A 16,436-nucleotide genomic window follows, 5' to 3' on the forward strand; every position below is an offset into this window, starting at 1 on the left:
AGACGGTCGGAGCGCCTTGTCCTGACGCGGAGGTGTGCGGTGGCCCGGCCTGTGGGAAACAGGATGCTCAAGGTCGCGAGGGTGGCGGCTGGTTATGCCTCCCAGCAGGCTCTGTCCGACGCCATCGAGACGGCGGCCCCCAGGCTGGGGCTGGACGTGACGGTAGGTGTACGGCAAGTTCGACGCTGGGAGTCTTCGGACCCGCCGTGGCCGAGCCCGGAACTTGGCCGTGTCCTCACCCATCTGCTGGGGCTGGAGCTGGAAGAGCTCGGCTTCACGCCGCCGTGGGCGACCGGCGAACGACCGGCCCCTGCGCGACGTGCGGCGATTGAGGGGACAGCCGCCGCCGCAAGGCTGGCGGCAGTGCCGGCGGGCTCGACCTCGGCCGTTCAACCTGCCAGTGTCGGGGTGGACTTCGGCGCGGTGACCCGCTCTCACCGTCGTCTGTATTGGAGCGTCGCCCCCGCAGTGCTTCACCCCGCCGTGCTGGAACACACGCGTCTCGGCTGCGCACTGCTCCCCCAGGTGACGAACGCTTGCCGGCGCAGCGTGGCTTCGGCTCTTGCGGAGTCCTATCTGTTGGCTGGGCGCATTGAATTCTTCGATCTCCGCGAGCCCGATCAGGCTGATGACACCCTGCTCCGGGGGCTACAGGCCGCGGGCGAGGCGGACGATCCGCTTCTCGGCGCGGCAATCCTCGCGCACATGGCGTTCATCCCAGGCTGGGTCGGGCAGCGTGACAAGGCTGCCGAGCGAATGGTCGCCGCCCGGGCCTACGCGCGCAGGGCCCCCGCATCGGCCGAGGTGTGGGCGTGGCTGGACGCCGTTGAAGCGGAGTGCGAGACCCGCTGCGGAAGTCCACGCACCGCGTTGAACCTCATAGGGCACGCCGAAGACGCCCTCGAAGCGGGGTCCGGGGACTCCACGCCCACACCGGTGTGGATGGACTGGTTCAGCCCGGTGAGGCTGGCCGCGTTCAAAGGCAACACCCAGTTGAGGGCAGGACACTTGCCGCAGGCGCGGACAACCCTGCTCGGCGTGTTGGAGGACCTGCCGCGCACGGAGGACAAGCAGCGCTCCGTGATCTTCGGCGACCTCGCCGCGGTCGAAGCCGCCGCGGGAAGACCGGAAGCGGCATGCGAGTACGCGGTACGCGCTCTCGATCAGCTCGCGATCACGTGGTACGCCACGGGCATGGACCGGGTACGCGAGGTGCGGCGCTCCCTCGCGCAGTGGCAGCACACGCAGTGCGTCCGCGACCTCGATGACCGGCTGTACGGATGGGAGACGACGGTCAGCGCTCTTCAGCGTTGAGCTTCGCGATCTTTTCTGACAACTCGCCGAGTGAGTCGAGACGGATCGTCGAGATGCTGTCGGCTTCGGGGTCGTGCCGTTGGATCGTGCCCCACGGGCCGCGCCGGATAAGAGCGGTCTTCATTCCCGCGGCGGCGGCCGGGCGGATGTCGTTGTCGAGGCGGTCGCCCACGTACAGAACCTCGTCGGAGGTGAACGGCACGACCTCGGCGACACGGGTGAAGAAGGCAAGGTCCGGCTTCGAAGCACCCCAGTCGTCGGACGTGCCGATGAGGTCGACGTCACCGGTGAACAACTCGCGGAGGATGCCGCCGGCGCGTACGGTCTGGTTGCCCGCGATTCCGAGCCAGAGGCCGTCGGCGCGTAGCTGGGCGAGGGCGGGCCGTACGTCGGAGTAGAGATCCTCCTCGCCGAAGTATTCCGGCTTACCGGCCGCTGCCCGCTTCTCGCGCTCCTTGTAGAGATCGAAGCCGGGCCGGAATTCCTGGAAGGTCTCGCGGTAGTCGCGGCCTTGGGCGATGACGGCGCCGAACATGGCGGCGAAGGTGTGGCGCGGGACACCGAGCCAATCGGCCCATGTGCCGTACTCGCGGGTCTCGTCGATCAGGCACTCACCGACATCGAATACGACAGCGCGAATCATGCGGGCAGCGTATGGCACTGTGAGGCGCGGAGGAAACTTCTGCTGGCTCGGCATTCCCCGCCGCGTCGCCCAGCTCGATCTCTCCCTCGCGGTGGTCATGGAGATGGCGGGGCAACTGGAGATCGCTGCCCACCACTACGAGGCTCTTGCTGTTGATGAACGGCTCTGCCGCCGGGACCGTGCCCGCGCGAGGCTATGGGTGGGGACCGCCCTCAGCAAGGACGGTAACCACGACTACGCGACGCGTGTCATGCAGGCCGCGACCCGCGATTTCGAAAAACTCCAGGAACCCGACGACTGGTCGGTGGCCCACCAGAAGCTCGCCCTCGCCCGACGCGGCGTCGGCGACATCTCCCAGGCCCTGCGCTTCATCGACATTGCCCGCGGCAGCGGGCCCACTGAATCACCGATGCAACGCGTGAGGTTGGACACCGCTCATGGCCACATCCTGCTCTCCGACGTGGCGACCCGCGATGATGGCCGTGTAGTCCTCGATCAGGCGGCCGAGGTGGCCGTGCGGTACGGACTCGTGCACCAGCTGCGCAGTATCGAGGACATTCAGCAGCGAGGGGCGACCGGCCCTCGGCACCGGTGATCAGGGAGAACACGCGTGAGTGACAAGCAACAGACCATCACTGAGGACCAGTGGCGTCAGGCCCAGCTGATCTGGGACTACCACCGGATGCACCATGATCTGCGGCCGGTCGACGTGGCGATCGGCTTGGGCAGCCACGACCTCGGCGTCGCCTCCCGCACGGCCGAGCTGTACCTGGCCGGGCTCTTCCCCACCCTTGTGTTCACCGGGGGCAACAGCCCGACCACCGCTGAGGTCTTCCCTCGTGGGGAGGCTGTTCACTTCCGCGAGCACGCCATAGACCTCGGCGTACCCGCCGAAGCGATCCTGCTCGAACCCGACGCGACGAACACCGGCCAGAACATCACCCTCGCCCGCGAGGTCCTCGCCGCCGCCGGCATCACTCCGAGCACGGTGCTGCTGGTCTCCAAGCCCTACATGGAACGACGGTCGTTCGCGACCGCCGGCAAACTGTGGCCCGACGCCGAGATCCTCTGCGCGTCGGAGCCGCTGGAGCTCGACGACTACCTGAAGGGCATCGGTGACGAGAAACTCGTCCTGGACATGCTCGTCGGCGACCTCCAGCGGGTGATCGAGTATCCGAAGCTCGGATTCGCCATCGAGCAGGAGGTCCCGGAGGACGTGCGCGCAGGGTACGAATCTCTCGTTCGAGACGGCTTCACCGGCCGCCTCATCGGCCGCTGACCTGCCCGAGCCGGGCAGGCTGCGCTCACCCGCCACCGGACCGAAACCCACCCGCCAACAGACCGCCCCCAGAGATCCGTCAGTCCCCCGTCGCGTCCAGTTCCTGACGCCACAGCAGATCCGTCAACCGCCCCACCCCCGCAGCCAGTTGCCTGCGGTACGTCGTCATCGGGATGCCCAGCAGAGCCGCCGCCCGCGCCGGGGAGCCCGCCGGGCGCAAGTATGTATGGTGCAGCGCCCGGAAGGCACGGCGGTCCGCGGCCGAGTCCTCCAGGAGAGCGGTCGCGTCCAAGAGCGCCTCCCGCAGGGCCGTCGCCCGCAGTCGGGCGTCCGCTTCCCCGCCGCAGCGAGCGGCGACGAAGCGGGTGGCCAGCAGGGGGGAGTCCCGCAGGCCGTCCGGGCGGGCCAGGCGGCGGAGGGCGTCGCGTACCGCGTCGGCGAACTCGTCCCGTTCCAGCACCCGCAGCGCCTCCGGCGGCCGGGGGGCGGTGACGGTCATGAGGTCCTCGGCCCGTTCCCGCTCGGTGAGGAGTTCCAGCCAGGCGAGCGGCGGCGTACGCCGCCAGTCGTGCGCGAACATCCCGTACGTACGGCCGCCGCAGCGGAAGTCCGCCGCCGGGAGCCGGGCGAAGTCGGCGTACGCGCAGCCCGGCTCCCAGAACTCCGGGTCCGCGAAGGGCAGCAGCGTCACCGCGGGCCGGTGGTCCGTCAGGTAGTGATGGGTCAGCCGCAGCGTGATCAGCGTCTGCACCGGCGAGACGTCCTGGTAGTCGTCGCGGCTCATCCAGAACCGCACCAGCAGCGCCGTCTCGTCGCCGCGCAGCCGCCCGGCCAGCCACTGCCGGGCCGCCGTCACCGCCGGGTCCGACGGCGCGTCCGGCAGCGGCTCGGCGGCCAGTTCCAGCAGCGTGTAGAAGCCCGCCGCCACCCCGTCGGGCCCGCACACCGTGTACGTCTCGCACGCCGGATGCTCCGCCCAGGCCTGTACGAGCCGTGCCGACGGCGCTCCCTCGTGGATCGCGGCGATGGTGCACGCCTGCACCAACCCGCCCTCTCCCGCGCGGACCACGGTCAGCCGGTCCAGTCGCGCCGCCTCGGCCGCCCCGCTCGTCACGGGCGACAGCAGCGGCCCCACCACCGGGCTCTCCCGGTGGAGATACGCGAAGTCGGCGAGCACGGAGCGCTGCCGCGTACGGTCCCCGTCGGTGAAGACCCGCTGGTAGTACGCGCCGGCCCGGCGCCGCAGCGTCTGCTGCCGCTCCGGGTGGCGCCAGCGCAGCTCCGCGTCCAGGGCGGCCCGTACGAGATCGTGCGGGTGGATGCCGCGCGGCCCGTACTCCATGGCCGACAGGCCCCGCAGCCACTCGAAGTAGGGCCGGGCGTCCGACACCTCCAGCAGCGCCGCGAGCAGCGGCTCGGTGGTGACCAGCACCTGCGCGGCGGCCTCCAGCGCGGCCCGGTGCGGCGCGGTCGGCACCGCGTCCAGCAGGCTGACCAGCAGCGCCTGTATGACCTCGGGGGACTCGGCGGGGTGCGCCTCGGCCGTGCCCTGCGCGGAGATGTCCGCGACGAGGGCGAGCGCCAGCGGATGGCCGCGGGTGAAGGCGAGGGCCGACGCCTGTACGTGCTCCGGCACGCCGCGCCGTCGCAGCAGCTCCGCGCTGTCCGCCGCGTCCAGCGGCGCGAGCGGCATGGTGTGCAGCAGCCCCTGCCACGCCGGGTCGAGCCGCCAGGCCGGCGGCGGGGCGTCGCGCGCGGCGAGGGCGACGAGGGTGTCGGCGGGCAGCTTCGGCAGCAGCCCCCGGTGCAGGGCCGATTCGTCGGCGACGAGTTCCTCGACGCTGTCGAGCAGCAGCAGCGCGCCGCTCTCGCGCGGCAGCGCCGCCGCCGCTTCCTCGCCGTAGGGGCGCAGCTCCCGCGCGTCGAGCTGGAGCACCGGCCGGCCCGCCCGCAGCCCGAGCTGGGCGAAGTGGTGCAGCAGCGCGGTCTTTCCGATGCCGCCGGGGCCGTGCACGTAGACCACCGCGCCGTCTCCGGCGGTCAGCAGCGCGCGGAAGGCGGCGGTCTCCTGGCGGCGGCCGACGAAGCCCTGTTCGCGCGCCGTCGCGAGCCGGTCGCCCAACCGGTGGTCGGTCACGGCATCAGTATCCCGCCGCGCCGGCGCCGCCGGACCCGGTCCGACGGCGAAACGAACGGTGAACGTCCCGCTTTTCCGCCCGGCCCCGGCCCCACGGGACCGCCCTCGGCACGCGCGTCCCACCCACCCTCACCGATGAGCGGAGCGCCTTCCTCCGCCACGGAGCGGCTCCGCGCCGCCGATCGCCGTACGGTCCGGGCGACCGTACGGCGGCAACCCCCGGCCTACCCCGCCGCGGTCCCGGCCCTTGGCTGAACGACAGCCCGGCGGGGCCGACCGCCCCCGAGCCGCGAGCGGCGCCCCACCCCGGCCGCCCCCGGCCGCCCGTCAGGGCTTCGGCACCCACCCGAAGCGCGGTTCCCGCCGTTCCAGAAACGCCGCGACCCCCTCGGCGGCGTCGCCGCTCTCGCGTGACTGGCGCGCCCAGTGCGCGATCCGGTCCGCGTCGGCGGGGCCGGCGGCGAATTCCTTCGCCGCCGCCTGGGTGAGCCGCGAGCGCGAGACGAGCACCCGCGCGAACTCCGTCACCCGCTTGTCCAGGTCGCCGCCCGGCAGGACCTCGTCCACCAGGCCCGTGCGCAGCGCCCGCCCGGCGTCGATCAGCTCGGCGGAGAAGAGCAGGTACTTCGCGGCCGAGGGGCCGACGAGGGAGACCAGCCGCTGGGTCGAGGAGGCGGGGTAGACGATGCCCAGCTTCGCCGGGGTCACCCCGAAGAACGCGTCCTCGGCCACGAAGCGCAGGTCGCAGGCGGCGGCGAGCTGGCAGCCGCCGCCCACGCAGTAGCCCCGTACGGCCGCGAGCGTCGGCTTCGGGAAGGCGGCCAGGGCCTCCTCCGCCGTCACCGCCAGCCCCTTCGACGCTTCGTCACCCTCGGTGAGGGCGCCGATGTCCGCGCCCGCGCAGAACGTGTTCCCGTCACCGGTCAGCACCAGGGCCCGTACGTCCGTGTCGGCGGCGCACCGCCGCAGCAGCGACGGCAGCTCGCGCCACATGGCGCCCGTCATCGCGTTGCGCTTGGCGGGGTTGCTGATGGTGACGGTGGCTATGCCGTCGGCGGTGTCGAGACGCAGGCAGGGATCCGGCTCCATGCGCCGGATGCTATCCGGCCCCGGCGACCTTATGATCCGAAGCGGGGGGTGTATACGAGGAGGCGCTGATGGCCGCACCCCGGATACCCGAGAAGGACCTCGGCCGCAAGGAGAGCCGGAAGCTCAGCCGCAGCTTCGGCCTGTTGGCGGTGCTCGGCACGGTCCTGGCCCTGGCGGGGCTGGTCGGTCTGGTCTACGTCGGTGTGGCGACGCTGACCTCGATGCTCCTCTTCGGCTGGCTGCTGCTGATCGGCGGCGTGGTGGGCCTGGCGCACGCCGTGCAGTCCCGCGACAGCAGCTTCTTCTGGCTCGGCGTGGTGGTCGCGGCGCTGAACATCGCGGCGGGCGTGGTCGTCATCCGGCACCCGGGCGACTCGGCCGAGGCGCTGACGATGTTCGCGGCGCTGCTGTTCCTCACCGGCGGCGTGTTCCGCCTGGTGGGCAGCGTGGTGGTGCGCGGTCCGCAGTTCGGCTGGACGCTGGTGCAGGGCGCCTTCGGGCTGCTGCTGGGCATCCTGGTGCTGGCGGACTGGCCGCACAGCAGCCTGTACGTGCTGGGCACCTTCTTCTCCCTCGCGCTGCTCTTCGACGGGCTCGGCCTGATCGCCATCGGCGTGGGCGGGCGGCGCGTCGTGGGGCTGGTGGAGGAGGGGATCCGGGGACCGGGCCCAGAATCTGATAGTCCGGATCGTTCCTCGAAAGGGAAACCGGGCGGTCGGGATCGCTCAGGGGATTGACCGCGATCAGCGTTTTCGATCAGAACCCGTCGATAGGTGCTGACTTGTGTTCAGCGGGTGGGTACGGACCAACACATTCTCAACACTCGGTGTGTGTGGTCGAGCCACGGCGATGGGTGGGTATCGGACATGGAAATCCTCGGGAGCGTCCCGCCCGACCCGGGGCAGGCCCCGCCTCGGAGGCCGACCGAGTACGAAGGGTCCTGGCGGTTCACGGCTCCCGCGCTCGAATCCTCGGTGCCCCAGGCCCGGCACGCCGTCCGCGACCTGCTCGGCCACCAGGGCGTACCGGCCTCCGACGACCTGGTGCAGAACCTGCTGCTGATCGTCTCCGAGCTGGTCACCAACTCCGTGCGGCACGCCGCGCTGCTCTCGCCGGAGATCGCGGTGGAGGTCTCCATCGGCGCGAAATGGGTGCGCGTCGCCGTCGAGGACGACCACCCCTACCGGCCGAAGGCGCTCGAAGTGGACGACGACCGGATCGGCGGCCGCGGCCTGCTGCTGGTCAAGACCGTCACCTACGAGGCCGGGGGCGAGTGCGACGTGGAGCACACCGCGAGCGGCGGCAAGGTGATCTGGGCCGCCCTGCCGCTGCCCACGACGTCGGCTACCGACCTGCCGCCGGCCCGGTGATTTCCGGCTGCCGACTCGCTCCGGCCCGGTGATCTCCGGCTACCAGCCCGCAGACGGCCCGGTGATCTCCCGGATCGCCGGCCGCGCCGCGTCCAGCACCGTCATGAACCAGGCCGAGAACGGCCCCCGCTCGCGCAGCGCGTCCAGCTCCGCCGGCGTGACGAACGCCGTCTCGCCGATCTCCTCGGGGTCCGGCCGCAGCGGGGCCCGCACCAGCCCCGCGAAGAGGTGGTTGTACTCCTGCTCCACCAGGCCCGACGCCGGGTCCGGGTGGTTGTAGCGGACCGTGCCCGCCTCGCGCATCAGCGCGGGCGCCACGCCCAGCTCCTCCCCGGTCCGGCGGGCGGCCGCGACGAAGGGCGGCTCGTCCGGGTACGGGTGGCCGCAGCAGGTGTTCGACCAGACGCCGGGGGAGTGGTACTTGCCCAGCGCCCGGCGCTGCAGGAGCAGCCGCCCGCTGTCGTCGAAGAGGAAGACGGAGAAGGCGCGATGCAGCCGGCCGGGGGCGATATGAGCGGACAGTTTCTCCGCGGTGCCGATGGTCGTGCCGTGCTCGTCGACCAGCTCCAGCATGATCGGTTCGGTGGCGCCGTCGGGGGCGGTGGGGTCCGCGGCGGTGTCCGTGGCGCGGCCTTCGGCTGGTGTGATCGGCATGGACCATCCTCGTTGTCGGTCTTCGACCCAAGTCTGCCGTACGCGGCACCGGCGTCAGTGACAGAGCCTCGCTTCATGCTCGACATGTCCGCTCGGCTCCAACTGGAACGTGCAGTGCTCCACATCGAAGTGGGTGCCCAGGCAGCCCTGGAGGTCGTGCAGCATCTTTCCGTGCCCCGTGGCGTCCAGGATCTCCCGGTCCACCACCACATGCGCGGAGAGCACCGGCATCCCGGACGTAATGGTCCAGACATGCAGGTCGTGCACGCCCTCCACACCGGACAAGGCGACGATGTGCGACCGGACAGCGGCCATGTCGACATTCTTCGGCGCGGCCTCCAGCAACACGTCGAGCGCCTCGCGGAGCAGTTTGACCGTACGCGGCACGATCATCAGCCCGATCACCAGGGAGGCCACCGGGTCGGCCCGCACCCACCCGGTAGCCATGATCACCAGGGCCGCGACCACCACCGCCAGGGAGCCCAGCGCGTCCGAGAGCACCTCCAGGAAGGCCCCGCGCACATTCAGGCTCTCCCGCTGGCCGCGCACCAGCAGCGCCAGCGAGACCAGATTCGCCGCCATGCCGACCAGACCGAAGACGACCGTCATGCCGCCCGGCACCTCCGCCGGAGCCACCAGGCGCCGGGCGGCCTCGACGAGGATGAACCCGCCGACGCCGAGCAGCAGCAGACAGTTCAGGAGCGCCGCCAGGATCTCGGCGCGCGCGTACCCGAAGGTCCGCCGCGGGCTCGCCGGGCGGTTCGCGAAATGGATCGCCACCAGTGCCATCGAGACCCCGACCGCGTCCGTCGCCATATGGCCCGCGTCCGCCAGCAGCGCCAGCGACCCGGTCAGCGCGCTGCCGACCAGCTCCGCGATCAGCACCGCGACCGTGATGGCGAGCGCGATCCGCAGCCGCACCCGGTACGCGGCCGCCGCCGTCCCGGTGCGACCCCCGGCCGGCGGCCCCCCGTGGTCGTGCCCTGCGCCCATGAACGAGCCTCCCGAGTCCGCGCCGCCCGGCCGGCGGCGGCCGGCCGAGCTCCAGCCAACTACGGGCGGGGGGTGCCCGCAACGCGGCCCCGAGCACCAGTGATCACGGCTCTGACCTGCGGAAACGATCTCCCGGGCTCAGCCTTCGAGGGCCTGCGGACGGTGGTGGCACCAGCCCTCCCAGGCCGACGCGACCATCGAGCGCACATCGTGCCGGGTGCCGAACCCCAGCTCCTTCGCGGCCAGTTCGCACGACGCGACGACGCGCGCCGGATCGCCGGGGCGGCGCGGCTCGACCACCGGCTCGGGCCCCCGGCGCCCGGTGATCTCCCCGATCAGATCGGCCATCTCGCGTACGGACACCCCCTCGCCCGTCCCCACGTTCACCGTCAGGTCGCCCCCGCCGCGCCCGGCCAGCGTCCGGGCCGCCGCCAGATGCGCCTCGGCCAGATCCTCGACGTGGACGTAGTCGCGGACGCACGTGCCGTCCGGCGTCGCGTAGTCGTCGCCGAAGATCCGCGGGGCCTCGCCGCGCGTGATCCGGTCGAACATCATCGGGATGATGTTGTACACCCCGGTGTCGGCCAGCTCCGGACGCGCGGCGCCCGCCACGTTGAAATACCGCAGACAGGCCGTCGCCAGGCCGTGCGCCGCGCCCGCGGCCCGTACCAGCCACTCGCCGGCCAGCTTCGTCTCGCCGTACGGATTCATCGGCGCGCACGGGACGTCCTCGGTGACCAGCTCCACGTCCGGCATGCCGTAGACCGCGGCGGAGGAGGAGAACACGAAGCTGCCCACCCCGGCCGCGACCGACGCGTCCAGCAGCTCCGTCAGCCCGCCCACGTTCTCCCGGTAGTAGTGCAGCGGCCGCTCCACGGACTCGCCGACCTGCTTCTTCGCCGCCAGATGCACCACGCCCCGCACCTCGTGACCGGCGAGCGTACGGTCCAGCAGCGCGCGGTCCGCCACCGAACCCCGCACCACCGGCACCTCGGCCGGCAGCCGCTCCGCGATGCCGCTGGAGAAGTCGTCGAGCACCACCACCCGCTCACCGGCCGCCGCCATCGCCCGCGCCACATGCGCCCCGATGTATCCCGCCCCACCTGTGATCAGCCACGTCATGACGGCACCCTATCCACAGCGCCGCAACACGCTCATTTGTTCAGTGCGCCGGTGATCGAGCATGCTGTCGCTTGCACGAGCCCCCGCCCGGCCGGAACTTGTGACGGCCCCCGGACGTCCTGTCTGTCGGGGGAAGCCGGGGTGCACGTGCGGTGAACGGCGTCCACCGGTGATCCGATAGCCTCTGCCGACGTGCCGCCCGCCCGACCAGGGCCGAGGCGCACCCAGCCCGCTGCCCGGACGCCTGTGGACCCGTGGCCGCCATGCCAGCTTCCGAGGAGTGAGTTCGTCTGTCCACCGCCATTCTCACCGGCCCGCCGGTCGCCGGCTCGTCCCTCGCGGACGACCTGCGATCGCTGGGCTTCGACGTGCGTATGGCGGCCGACGCCGCCGATGCCGCCGCCGAGCTGGCCGCGCTCCCGCCCCGGGGACGCGTGGCGCTGGTCGACGCCCGCTTCGTGGGGCACGTACACAGCCTGCGCCTCGCCCTGACCGACCCCCGCTTCCCCGCCGCCGCCGTCACCGGAGCGCTCACGGCGCAGCCCGAGGCGCGCGCCGCCCTCGCCCGCGCCGTCACGGCCGCCGCCGAGAGCGCCCCCGGCGCCGCGCACACCACGGTGACCGCCGCCGCGACCGTACTGCCCGACGAGATCGCCGACGCCCTGGACGCCGGCGGCGCCGCCGTCCACCGGCCCGACCTCGGCGTCCTGGTCGCCGACGTCCCGGCGGACCCCGAGGCGCGCGCCGCGGCCCGCGCCGACGTCGAGGCCGTCGACGAGGAGGCCGTCCGGCTGCGCACCGCGGTGAAGTCCCGCGACGGGTTCTTCACCACCTACTGCATCAGCCCGTACTCCCGGTACATCGCCCGCTGGTGCGCCCGCCGCGGCCTGACCCCCAACCAGGTCACCACCGCCTCCCTGATCACCGCGCTGATCGCCGCCGCCTGCGCGGCCACCGGCACCCGGCCCGGCTTCGTCGCGGCCGGCGTGCTGCTGCTCGCCTCCTTCGTCCTCGACTGCACCGACGGACAGCTGGCCCGCTACTCCCTCCAGTACTCCACCCTCGGCGCCTGGCTCGACGCGACGTTCGACCGCGCCAAGGAGTACGCCTACTACGCGGGGCTCGCCATCGGCGCGGCCCACGGCGGCGGCCACGACGACGTGTGGGCGCTGGCGCTCGGCGCCATGGTCCTCCAGACCTGCCGCCACGTCGTGGACTTCTCCTTCAACGAGGCCAACCACGACGCCAGTGCCAACACCAGCCCCACCGCCGCCCTCTCCGACCGGCTCGACAGCGTCGGCTGGACGGTCTGGCTGCGCCGGATGATCGTGCTGCCCATCGGCGAGCGCTGGGCCATGATCGCGGTGCTGACCGCGCTCACCACCCCCCGCGTCGTCTTCTACGTCCTGCTCATCGGCTGCGCGCTGGCCGCCTGCTACACCACCGCGGGCCGCGTGCTGCGCTCCCTGACCCGCAAGGCCCGCCGCACCGACCGCGCCGCCCAGGCCCTCGCCGACCTCGCCGACTCCGGCCCGCTCGCGGACGGCGTCGTACGGACCCTCGGCCGCACCCTGCCCACCGGCACGTACAACGCCCCCTTCTGGGCCCTGCTGGCCGCCGTCTGCCTCTTCGTCGGCCCGGTCCTCACCGGCAACGGCGGCACCTGGCGGGCCCTCCCGCAGGCCGTCGTCTACGCGGTCTTCGCCGGCTGCGCCGTCGCCCGGCCACTCAAGGGCCCGCTGGACTGGCTGGTCCCCCCGTTCTTCCGCGCCGCCGAGTACGGCATCATCCTGCTGCTCGCCGCCCAATCGGGGGTGAACGGGGCCCTGCCCGCCGCTTTCGGGCTGGTGGCCGCGGTCGCCTACCATCACTACGACACGGTCTACCGCATCCGCGGCGGCACCGGCGCGCCCCCGAACTGGCTGGTCCGGATGGTCGGCGGGCACGAGGGGCGGGTCTTGGCGGTCACGGCCGCCGCCGCCCTGTGGCACGGACAAGGTTTCACCATCGCGCTGACGGTCCTCGCGTCCGCCATCGCGCTCGCGGTGCTCAGCGAGAGCATCCGCTTCTGGGTGTCCTCCAAGGCGCCCGCAGTACACGACGAAACAGGAGAACCCGCATGATCGGCCTCGTGCTGGCAGCCGGCGCTGGACGGCGTCTGCGCCCCTACACCGACACCCTGCCGAAGGCCCTGGTGCCGGTGGGACCCGAGGGGGCGGAGGAGTCGATCACGGTCCTCGACCTGACCCTCGGCAACTTCGCGGAGGTCGGCCTCAGCGAGGTCGCCATCGTCGTCGGCTACCGCAAGGAGGCCGTGTACGAGCGCAAGGCCGCGCTGGAGGCCAAGTACGGCCTCAAGCTCACCCTGATCGACAACGACAAGGCCGAGGAGTGGAACAACGCCTACTCCCTGTGGTGCGCCCGTGACGTCATCAAGCAGGGCGTGATCCTCGCCAACGGCGACACCGTGCACCCCGTCTCCGTCGAGCGGACCCTGCTCGACGCCCGCGGCCAGGGCCAGAAGATCATCCTCGCCCTCGACACGGTCAAGAACCTGGCCGACGAGGAGATGAAGGTCGTCGTCGACCCCGACCAGGGCGCCCAGCGCATCACCAAGCTCATGGACCCCGCCGCCGCCACCGGCGAGTACATCGGCGTCACCCTCATCGAGGCCGAGGCCGCCGAGGAGCTCGCCGACGCGCTCAAGGCTACTTTCGAGAAGGACCCCGACCTCTACTACGAGGACGGCTACCAGGAGCTCATCAACCGCGGCTTCCGCATCGACACCGCGCCGATCGGCGACCTCAAGTGGGTCGAGATCGACAACCACGACGACCTCGCGAAGGGCCGTGAGATCGCGTGCCAGTACTGACGAGGCTCATCCCCTCGCCGCTGGTCGTCGACATCCGCGCCGGAGCCCTGAACGACCTGGCCGGCGTCCTCGCCGACCAGCGCATCTCCAGCTCCGGCAAGCTCGCCGTCGCGATCAGCGGCGGCTCGGGCGCGAAGCTGCGCGAGCGGCTCGCGCCCGCCCTGCCGGGCGCGGACTGGTACGAGGTCGGCGGCGGCACCCTGGACGACGCGATCAAGCTCGGCGACGCCATGAAGTCCGGCCGCTACGACGCGGTCGTCGGCCTCGGCGGCGGCAAGATCATCGACTGTGCGAAGTACGCCGCCGCCCGCATCGGGCTGCCCCTGGTCGCCGTCGCGACCAACCTCTCGCACGACGGCCTCTGCTCGCCCGTCGCGACCCTCGACAACGACGCGGGCCGCGGCTCGTACGGCGTCCCGAACCCGATCGCCGTGGTCATCGACCTCGACGTCATCCGCGAGGCCCCGGTCCGCTTCGTCCGCTCCGGCATCGGCGACGCCGTCTCCAACATCTCCGCCATCGCGGACTGGGAGCTGGCCCACCGCGAACGCGGCGAGGACATCGACGGGCTCGCCGCCGCCATGGCCCGGCAGGCCGGCGAGGCCGTGCTCCGCCACCCCGGCGGCGTCGGCGACGACGGCTTCCTGACCGTGCTCGCCGAGGGCCTGGTGCTCACCGGCATCTCCATGTCGGTGGCCGGCGACAGCCGCCCCGCCTCCGGCGCCTGCCACGAGATCAACCACGCCTTCGACCTCCTCCACCCCAAGCGCGCCGCCAGCCACGGCGAGCAGTGCGGCCTCGGCGCGGCCTTCGCGATGCACCTGCGCGGCGCCCGCGAGGAGTCCGCGTACATGGTCGAGGTGCTCCGCCGCCACGGCCTGCCGGTGCTGCCCGAGGAGATCGGCTTCGGCGTCGAGGAGTTCGTCAAGGTCGTCGAGTACGCACCGCAGACCCGCCCCGGGCGCTTCACCATCCTGGAACACCTGGACCTGTCCACCGACCAGATCAGGGACGCATACGCCGACTATGCAAAAGCCATCAGTAGCTGAACTCCGACCGGTCGTTCACCCCGCGGGCGTGAAGGACCGGCGCAGCGGTGAGCACTGGGCCGGGCGCATGTACATGCGGGAGATCTCGCTGCGCTGCGACCGGTACCTGGTGAACACGCGGGTCACGCCCAACCAGCTGACCTACCTGATGACCGTCTTCGGCGTCCTCGCTGCCCCGGCCCTCCTGGTGCCGGGGATACCGGGCGCCGTGCTCGGCGTGCTGATGGTCCAGCTCTACCTCCTGCTCGACTGCGTCGACGGCGAGATCGCCCGCTGGAAGAAGCAGTTCTCGCTCGGCGGGGTGTACCTGGACCGCGTCGGCGCCTACCTGTGCGACGCCGCGGTGCTCGTCGGCTTCGGCATGCGCGCCGCCGACATCTGGGGCTCCGGCCGGATCGACTGGCTCTGGGCCTTCCTCGGCACCCTCGCCGCCCTCGGCGCCATCCTGATCAAGGCCGAGACCGACCTCGTCGGCGTCGCCCGCCACCAGGGCGGGCTGCCGCCCGTCAAGGAAGCGGCGTCCGAGCCGCGCTCCTCCGGCATGGCGCTGGCCCGCCGGGCCGCCGGGGCGCTCAAGTTCCACCGGCTCATCCTCTGCATCGAGGCGTCCCTGCTGATCCTGGTCCTCGCGATCGTGGACTCCATCCGGGGCGACCTCTTCTTCTCCCGGCTCGGCGTCGCCGTCATGGCCGGCATCGCGCTCCTCCAGACCCTGCTGCACCTCGTGTCCGTCCTCGCCTCCAGCAGGCTCAAGTGAGCGCCGCGAGCGCGAGCGTCGGCGCGGTCGTCCTCACCATGGGCAACCGCCCCGACGAACTGCGCGCGCTGCTCCGCTCGGTGGCCGAGCAGGAGGGCGACCCGATCGAGGTCGTCGTCGTCGGCAACGGCTCCCCGCTGCCCGACCTCAAGGTCGACGGCCTGACCGTACGGACCGTGGAACTGCCCGAGAACGTGGGCATCCCCGCGGGCCGCAACGTCGGCATCGAGGCGTTCGGCCCCGGCGGCCGGGACGTCGACATCCTGCTCTTCCTCGACGACGACGGGCTGCTGCCGGGCCGGGACACGGCCCGGCTGTGCCGCGAGGCGTTCGCCGCCGACCCGGAGCTCGGCATCATCAGCTTCCGGATCGCGGACCCGGAGACCGGCGTCACCCAGCGCCGCCACGTGCCCCGGCTGCGCGCCGCCGACCCCATGCGCTCCTCGCGCGTGACCACCTTCCTCGGCGGCGCCAACGCCGTCCGCACGGCGGTCTTCGCCCAGGTCGGCGGGTTGCCGGACGACTTCTTCTACGCGCACGAGGAGACCGACCTCGCCTGGCGGGCCCTCGACGCGGGGTGGATGATCGACTACCGGTCGGACCTGGTGCTGCACCACCCGACCACGGCCCCCAGCCGGCACGCCGTCTACCACCGCATGGTGGCCCGCAACCGGGTCTGGCTGGCCCGCCGGAACCTGCCCGCCCTGCTCGTACCCGTCTATCTCGGGGTCTGGCTGCTGCTCACCCTGGCCCGGCGCCCTTCCATGCCCGCGCTGCGCGCCTGGCTCGGTGGTTTCAAGGAGGGCTGGGCCGCACCCTGTGGTCCCCGGCGCCCCATGAAGTGGCGTACCGTTTGGCGCCTGACCCGACTGGGCCGGCCTCCCGTGATCTGACAGGCTCTTGGCTGAGAGCATCGGGCGCGATCCGGGGTGCGGCCCCGGCAGCGCACCTTGAGGACGAAAGTGTCAACTGTGAGCGAGACAACGCACGACAGTGCGGTCGCCATGAGTGCCCAGCCTTCACCCGACGACGGGCTCTCCGCCGCCGACCTGGCCAAGAAGTACGGTCTCTCGGTGAGTGGTGCCCGGCCGGGGTTGGCGGAGTATGTGCGGCAGTTGTGGGATCGGCGGCATTTTATTGTTGCTTTTTCCCGGGCG

15 protein-coding genes and 2 pseudogenes are annotated in these 16,436 nt (G+C 72.0%); 11 read left to right on the forward strand and 6 right to left on the reverse strand.

The annotated features are described in order from the left end of the window. The first annotated feature begins 63 nt into the window (after positions 1–63). Positions 64–1,314, forward strand: coding sequence for a transcriptional regulator (locus AB0I49_RS36130; protein WP_363231460.1), 1,251 nt, complete (start codon positions 64–66; stop codon positions 1,312–1,314). Here AB0I49_RS36130 and AB0I49_RS36135 read toward each other — a convergent pair. Next, entirely contained in the window at positions 1,295–1,957 is a 663-nt protein-coding gene (locus AB0I49_RS36135; RefSeq protein WP_363231461.1) for an HAD family hydrolase, read from the reverse strand. The two genes, AB0I49_RS36130 and AB0I49_RS36135, sit on opposite strands and share 20 nt — an antisense overlap. Positions 1,958–2,003: 46 nt before the next feature. Between AB0I49_RS36135 and AB0I49_RS36140 the strand changes: the two are divergent. Then, a pseudogene (locus AB0I49_RS36140) lies at positions 2,004–2,552 on the forward strand (hypothetical protein); the annotation flags it as partial. A gap of 15 nt (positions 2,553–2,567) precedes the next feature. Beyond that, complete coding sequence (locus tag AB0I49_RS36145) at positions 2,568–3,236, forward strand: YdcF family protein (protein ID WP_363231462.1); 669 nt, start codon at positions 2,568–2,570, stop codon at positions 3,234–3,236. A 79-nt stretch (positions 3,237–3,315) separates the two neighbouring features. On the opposite strand, the gene AB0I49_RS36150 is transcribed toward AB0I49_RS36145, so the two are convergent. Then, entirely contained in the window at positions 3,316–5,373 is a 2,058-nt protein-coding gene (locus AB0I49_RS36150; RefSeq protein ID WP_363231463.1) for an ATP-binding protein, read from the reverse strand. A gap of 327 nt (positions 5,374–5,700) precedes the next feature. Beyond that, positions 5,701–6,462, reverse strand: coding sequence for an enoyl-CoA hydratase/isomerase family protein (locus AB0I49_RS36155; protein WP_363231464.1), 762 nt, complete (start codon positions 6,460–6,462; stop codon positions 5,701–5,703). Between the two features lie 68 nt (positions 6,463–6,530). Here AB0I49_RS36155 and AB0I49_RS36160 point away from each other — a divergent pair, with 68 nt between their 5' ends. Both AB0I49_RS36160 and AB0I49_RS36165 read left to right on the forward strand, forming a co-directional pair. Next, a complete protein-coding gene (locus AB0I49_RS36160) occupies positions 6,531–7,199 on the forward strand; it encodes an HdeD family acid-resistance protein (protein ID WP_363231465.1) in 669 nt (222 codons plus the stop codon). 129 nt (positions 7,200–7,328) lie between these two features. Then, a complete protein-coding gene (locus AB0I49_RS36165; RefSeq protein WP_363231466.1) occupies positions 7,329–7,832 on the forward strand; it encodes an ATP-binding protein in 504 nt (167 codons plus the stop codon). Positions 7,833–7,871: 39 nt separating this feature from the next. On the opposite strand, the gene idi is transcribed toward AB0I49_RS36165, so the two are convergent. The 3 genes from idi to galE form a co-directional block, all read right to left on the reverse strand. Beyond that, positions 7,872–8,486 (reverse strand): isopentenyl-diphosphate Delta-isomerase, encoded by a 615-nt coding sequence (idi, locus tag AB0I49_RS36170; protein WP_363231467.1) that lies wholly within the window; start codon positions 8,484–8,486, stop codon positions 7,872–7,874. Between the two features lie 54 nt (positions 8,487–8,540). Then, positions 8,541–9,479, reverse strand: coding sequence for a cation diffusion facilitator family transporter (locus AB0I49_RS36175; protein WP_363231468.1), 939 nt, complete (start codon positions 9,477–9,479; stop codon positions 8,541–8,543). 138 nt (positions 9,480–9,617) lie between these two features. Continuing rightward, complete coding sequence (gene galE / locus AB0I49_RS36180) at positions 9,618–10,601, reverse strand: UDP-glucose 4-epimerase GalE (RefSeq protein ID WP_363231469.1); 984 nt, start codon at positions 10,599–10,601, stop codon at positions 9,618–9,620. Between the two features lie 290 nt (positions 10,602–10,891). Here galE and AB0I49_RS36185 point away from each other — a divergent pair, with 290 nt between their 5' ends. From AB0I49_RS36185 to AB0I49_RS36210, 6 genes and pseudogenes are all read left to right on the forward strand, one after another. After that, a complete protein-coding gene (locus AB0I49_RS36185) occupies positions 10,892–12,724 on the forward strand; it encodes a DUF5941 domain-containing protein (protein WP_363231473.1) in 1,833 nt (610 codons plus the stop codon). Continuing rightward, the gene (locus tag AB0I49_RS36190) at positions 12,721–13,473 is read left to right on the forward strand and encodes a phosphocholine cytidylyltransferase family protein (protein WP_363231470.1); all 753 of its coding nucleotides are present in this window, start codon (positions 12,721–12,723) and stop codon (positions 13,471–13,473) included. Before AB0I49_RS36185 ends, AB0I49_RS36190 begins: the two co-directional genes overlap by 4 nt. After that, positions 13,461–14,522: an iron-containing alcohol dehydrogenase family protein gene (locus AB0I49_RS36195; RefSeq protein ID WP_363231471.1), complete on the forward strand. Its 1,062-nt coding sequence runs from the start codon at positions 13,461–13,463 to the stop codon at positions 14,520–14,522. The genes AB0I49_RS36190 and AB0I49_RS36195 overlap by 13 nt, the downstream gene beginning before the upstream one ends. Beyond that, positions 14,500–15,279 (forward strand): CDP-alcohol phosphatidyltransferase family protein, encoded by a 780-nt coding sequence (locus AB0I49_RS36200; RefSeq protein WP_363135407.1) that lies wholly within the window; start codon positions 14,500–14,502, stop codon positions 15,277–15,279. Before AB0I49_RS36195 ends, AB0I49_RS36200 begins: the two co-directional genes overlap by 23 nt. A 38-nt stretch (positions 15,280–15,317) precedes the next feature. Further along, on the forward strand, positions 15,318–16,172 hold the full coding sequence (locus AB0I49_RS36205) for a glycosyltransferase (RefSeq protein WP_363231474.1): 855 nt from the start codon (positions 15,318–15,320) through the stop codon (positions 16,170–16,172). Positions 16,173–16,250: 78 nt separating this feature from the next. Continuing rightward, positions 16,251–16,436: pseudogene (locus AB0I49_RS36210) on the forward strand (ABC transporter permease); the annotation flags it as partial.

It is taken from the genome of Streptomyces sp. NPDC050617 (genome assembly GCF_040654795.1).
Taxonomy (GTDB): Bacteria; Actinomycetota; Actinomycetes; order Streptomycetales; family Streptomycetaceae; genus Streptomyces.

What these genes read in the sequence shown, in the direction of transcription:
- AB0I49_RS36175 (WP_363231468.1), bottom strand. Translation starts at nt 9,479, where the DNA reads ATGGGCGCAGGGCACGACCACGGGGGGCCGCCGGCCGGGGGTCGCACC.
- AB0I49_RS36135 (WP_363231461.1), bottom strand. Translation starts at nt 1,957, where the DNA reads ATGATTCGCGCTGTCGTATTCGATGTCGGTGAGTGCCTGATCGACGAG.
- AB0I49_RS36200 (WP_363135407.1), top strand. Translation starts at nt 14,500, where the DNA reads ATGCAAAAGCCATCAGTAGCTGAACTCCGACCGGTCGTTCACCCCGCG.
- galE (WP_363231469.1), bottom strand. Translation starts at nt 10,601, where the DNA reads ATGACGTGGCTGATCACAGGTGGGGCGGGATACATCGGGGCGCATGTG.
- AB0I49_RS36155 (WP_363231464.1), bottom strand. Translation starts at nt 6,462, where the DNA reads ATGGAGCCGGATCCCTGCCTGCGTCTCGACACCGCCGACGGCATAGCC.
- AB0I49_RS36205 (WP_363231474.1), top strand. Translation starts at nt 15,318, where the DNA reads ATGGGCAACCGCCCCGACGAACTGCGCGCGCTGCTCCGCTCGGTGGCC.
- AB0I49_RS36130 (WP_363231460.1), top strand. Translation starts at nt 64, where the DNA reads ATGCTCAAGGTCGCGAGGGTGGCGGCTGGTTATGCCTCCCAGCAGGCT.
- AB0I49_RS36160 (WP_363231465.1), top strand. Translation starts at nt 6,531, where the DNA reads ATGGCCGCACCCCGGATACCCGAGAAGGACCTCGGCCGCAAGGAGAGC.
- idi (WP_363231467.1), bottom strand. Translation starts at nt 8,486, where the DNA reads ATGCCGATCACACCAGCCGAAGGCCGCGCCACGGACACCGCCGCGGAC.
- AB0I49_RS36190 (WP_363231470.1), top strand. Translation starts at nt 12,721, where the DNA reads ATGATCGGCCTCGTGCTGGCAGCCGGCGCTGGACGGCGTCTGCGCCCC.
- AB0I49_RS36165 (WP_363231466.1), top strand. Translation starts at nt 7,329, where the DNA reads ATGGAAATCCTCGGGAGCGTCCCGCCCGACCCGGGGCAGGCCCCGCCT.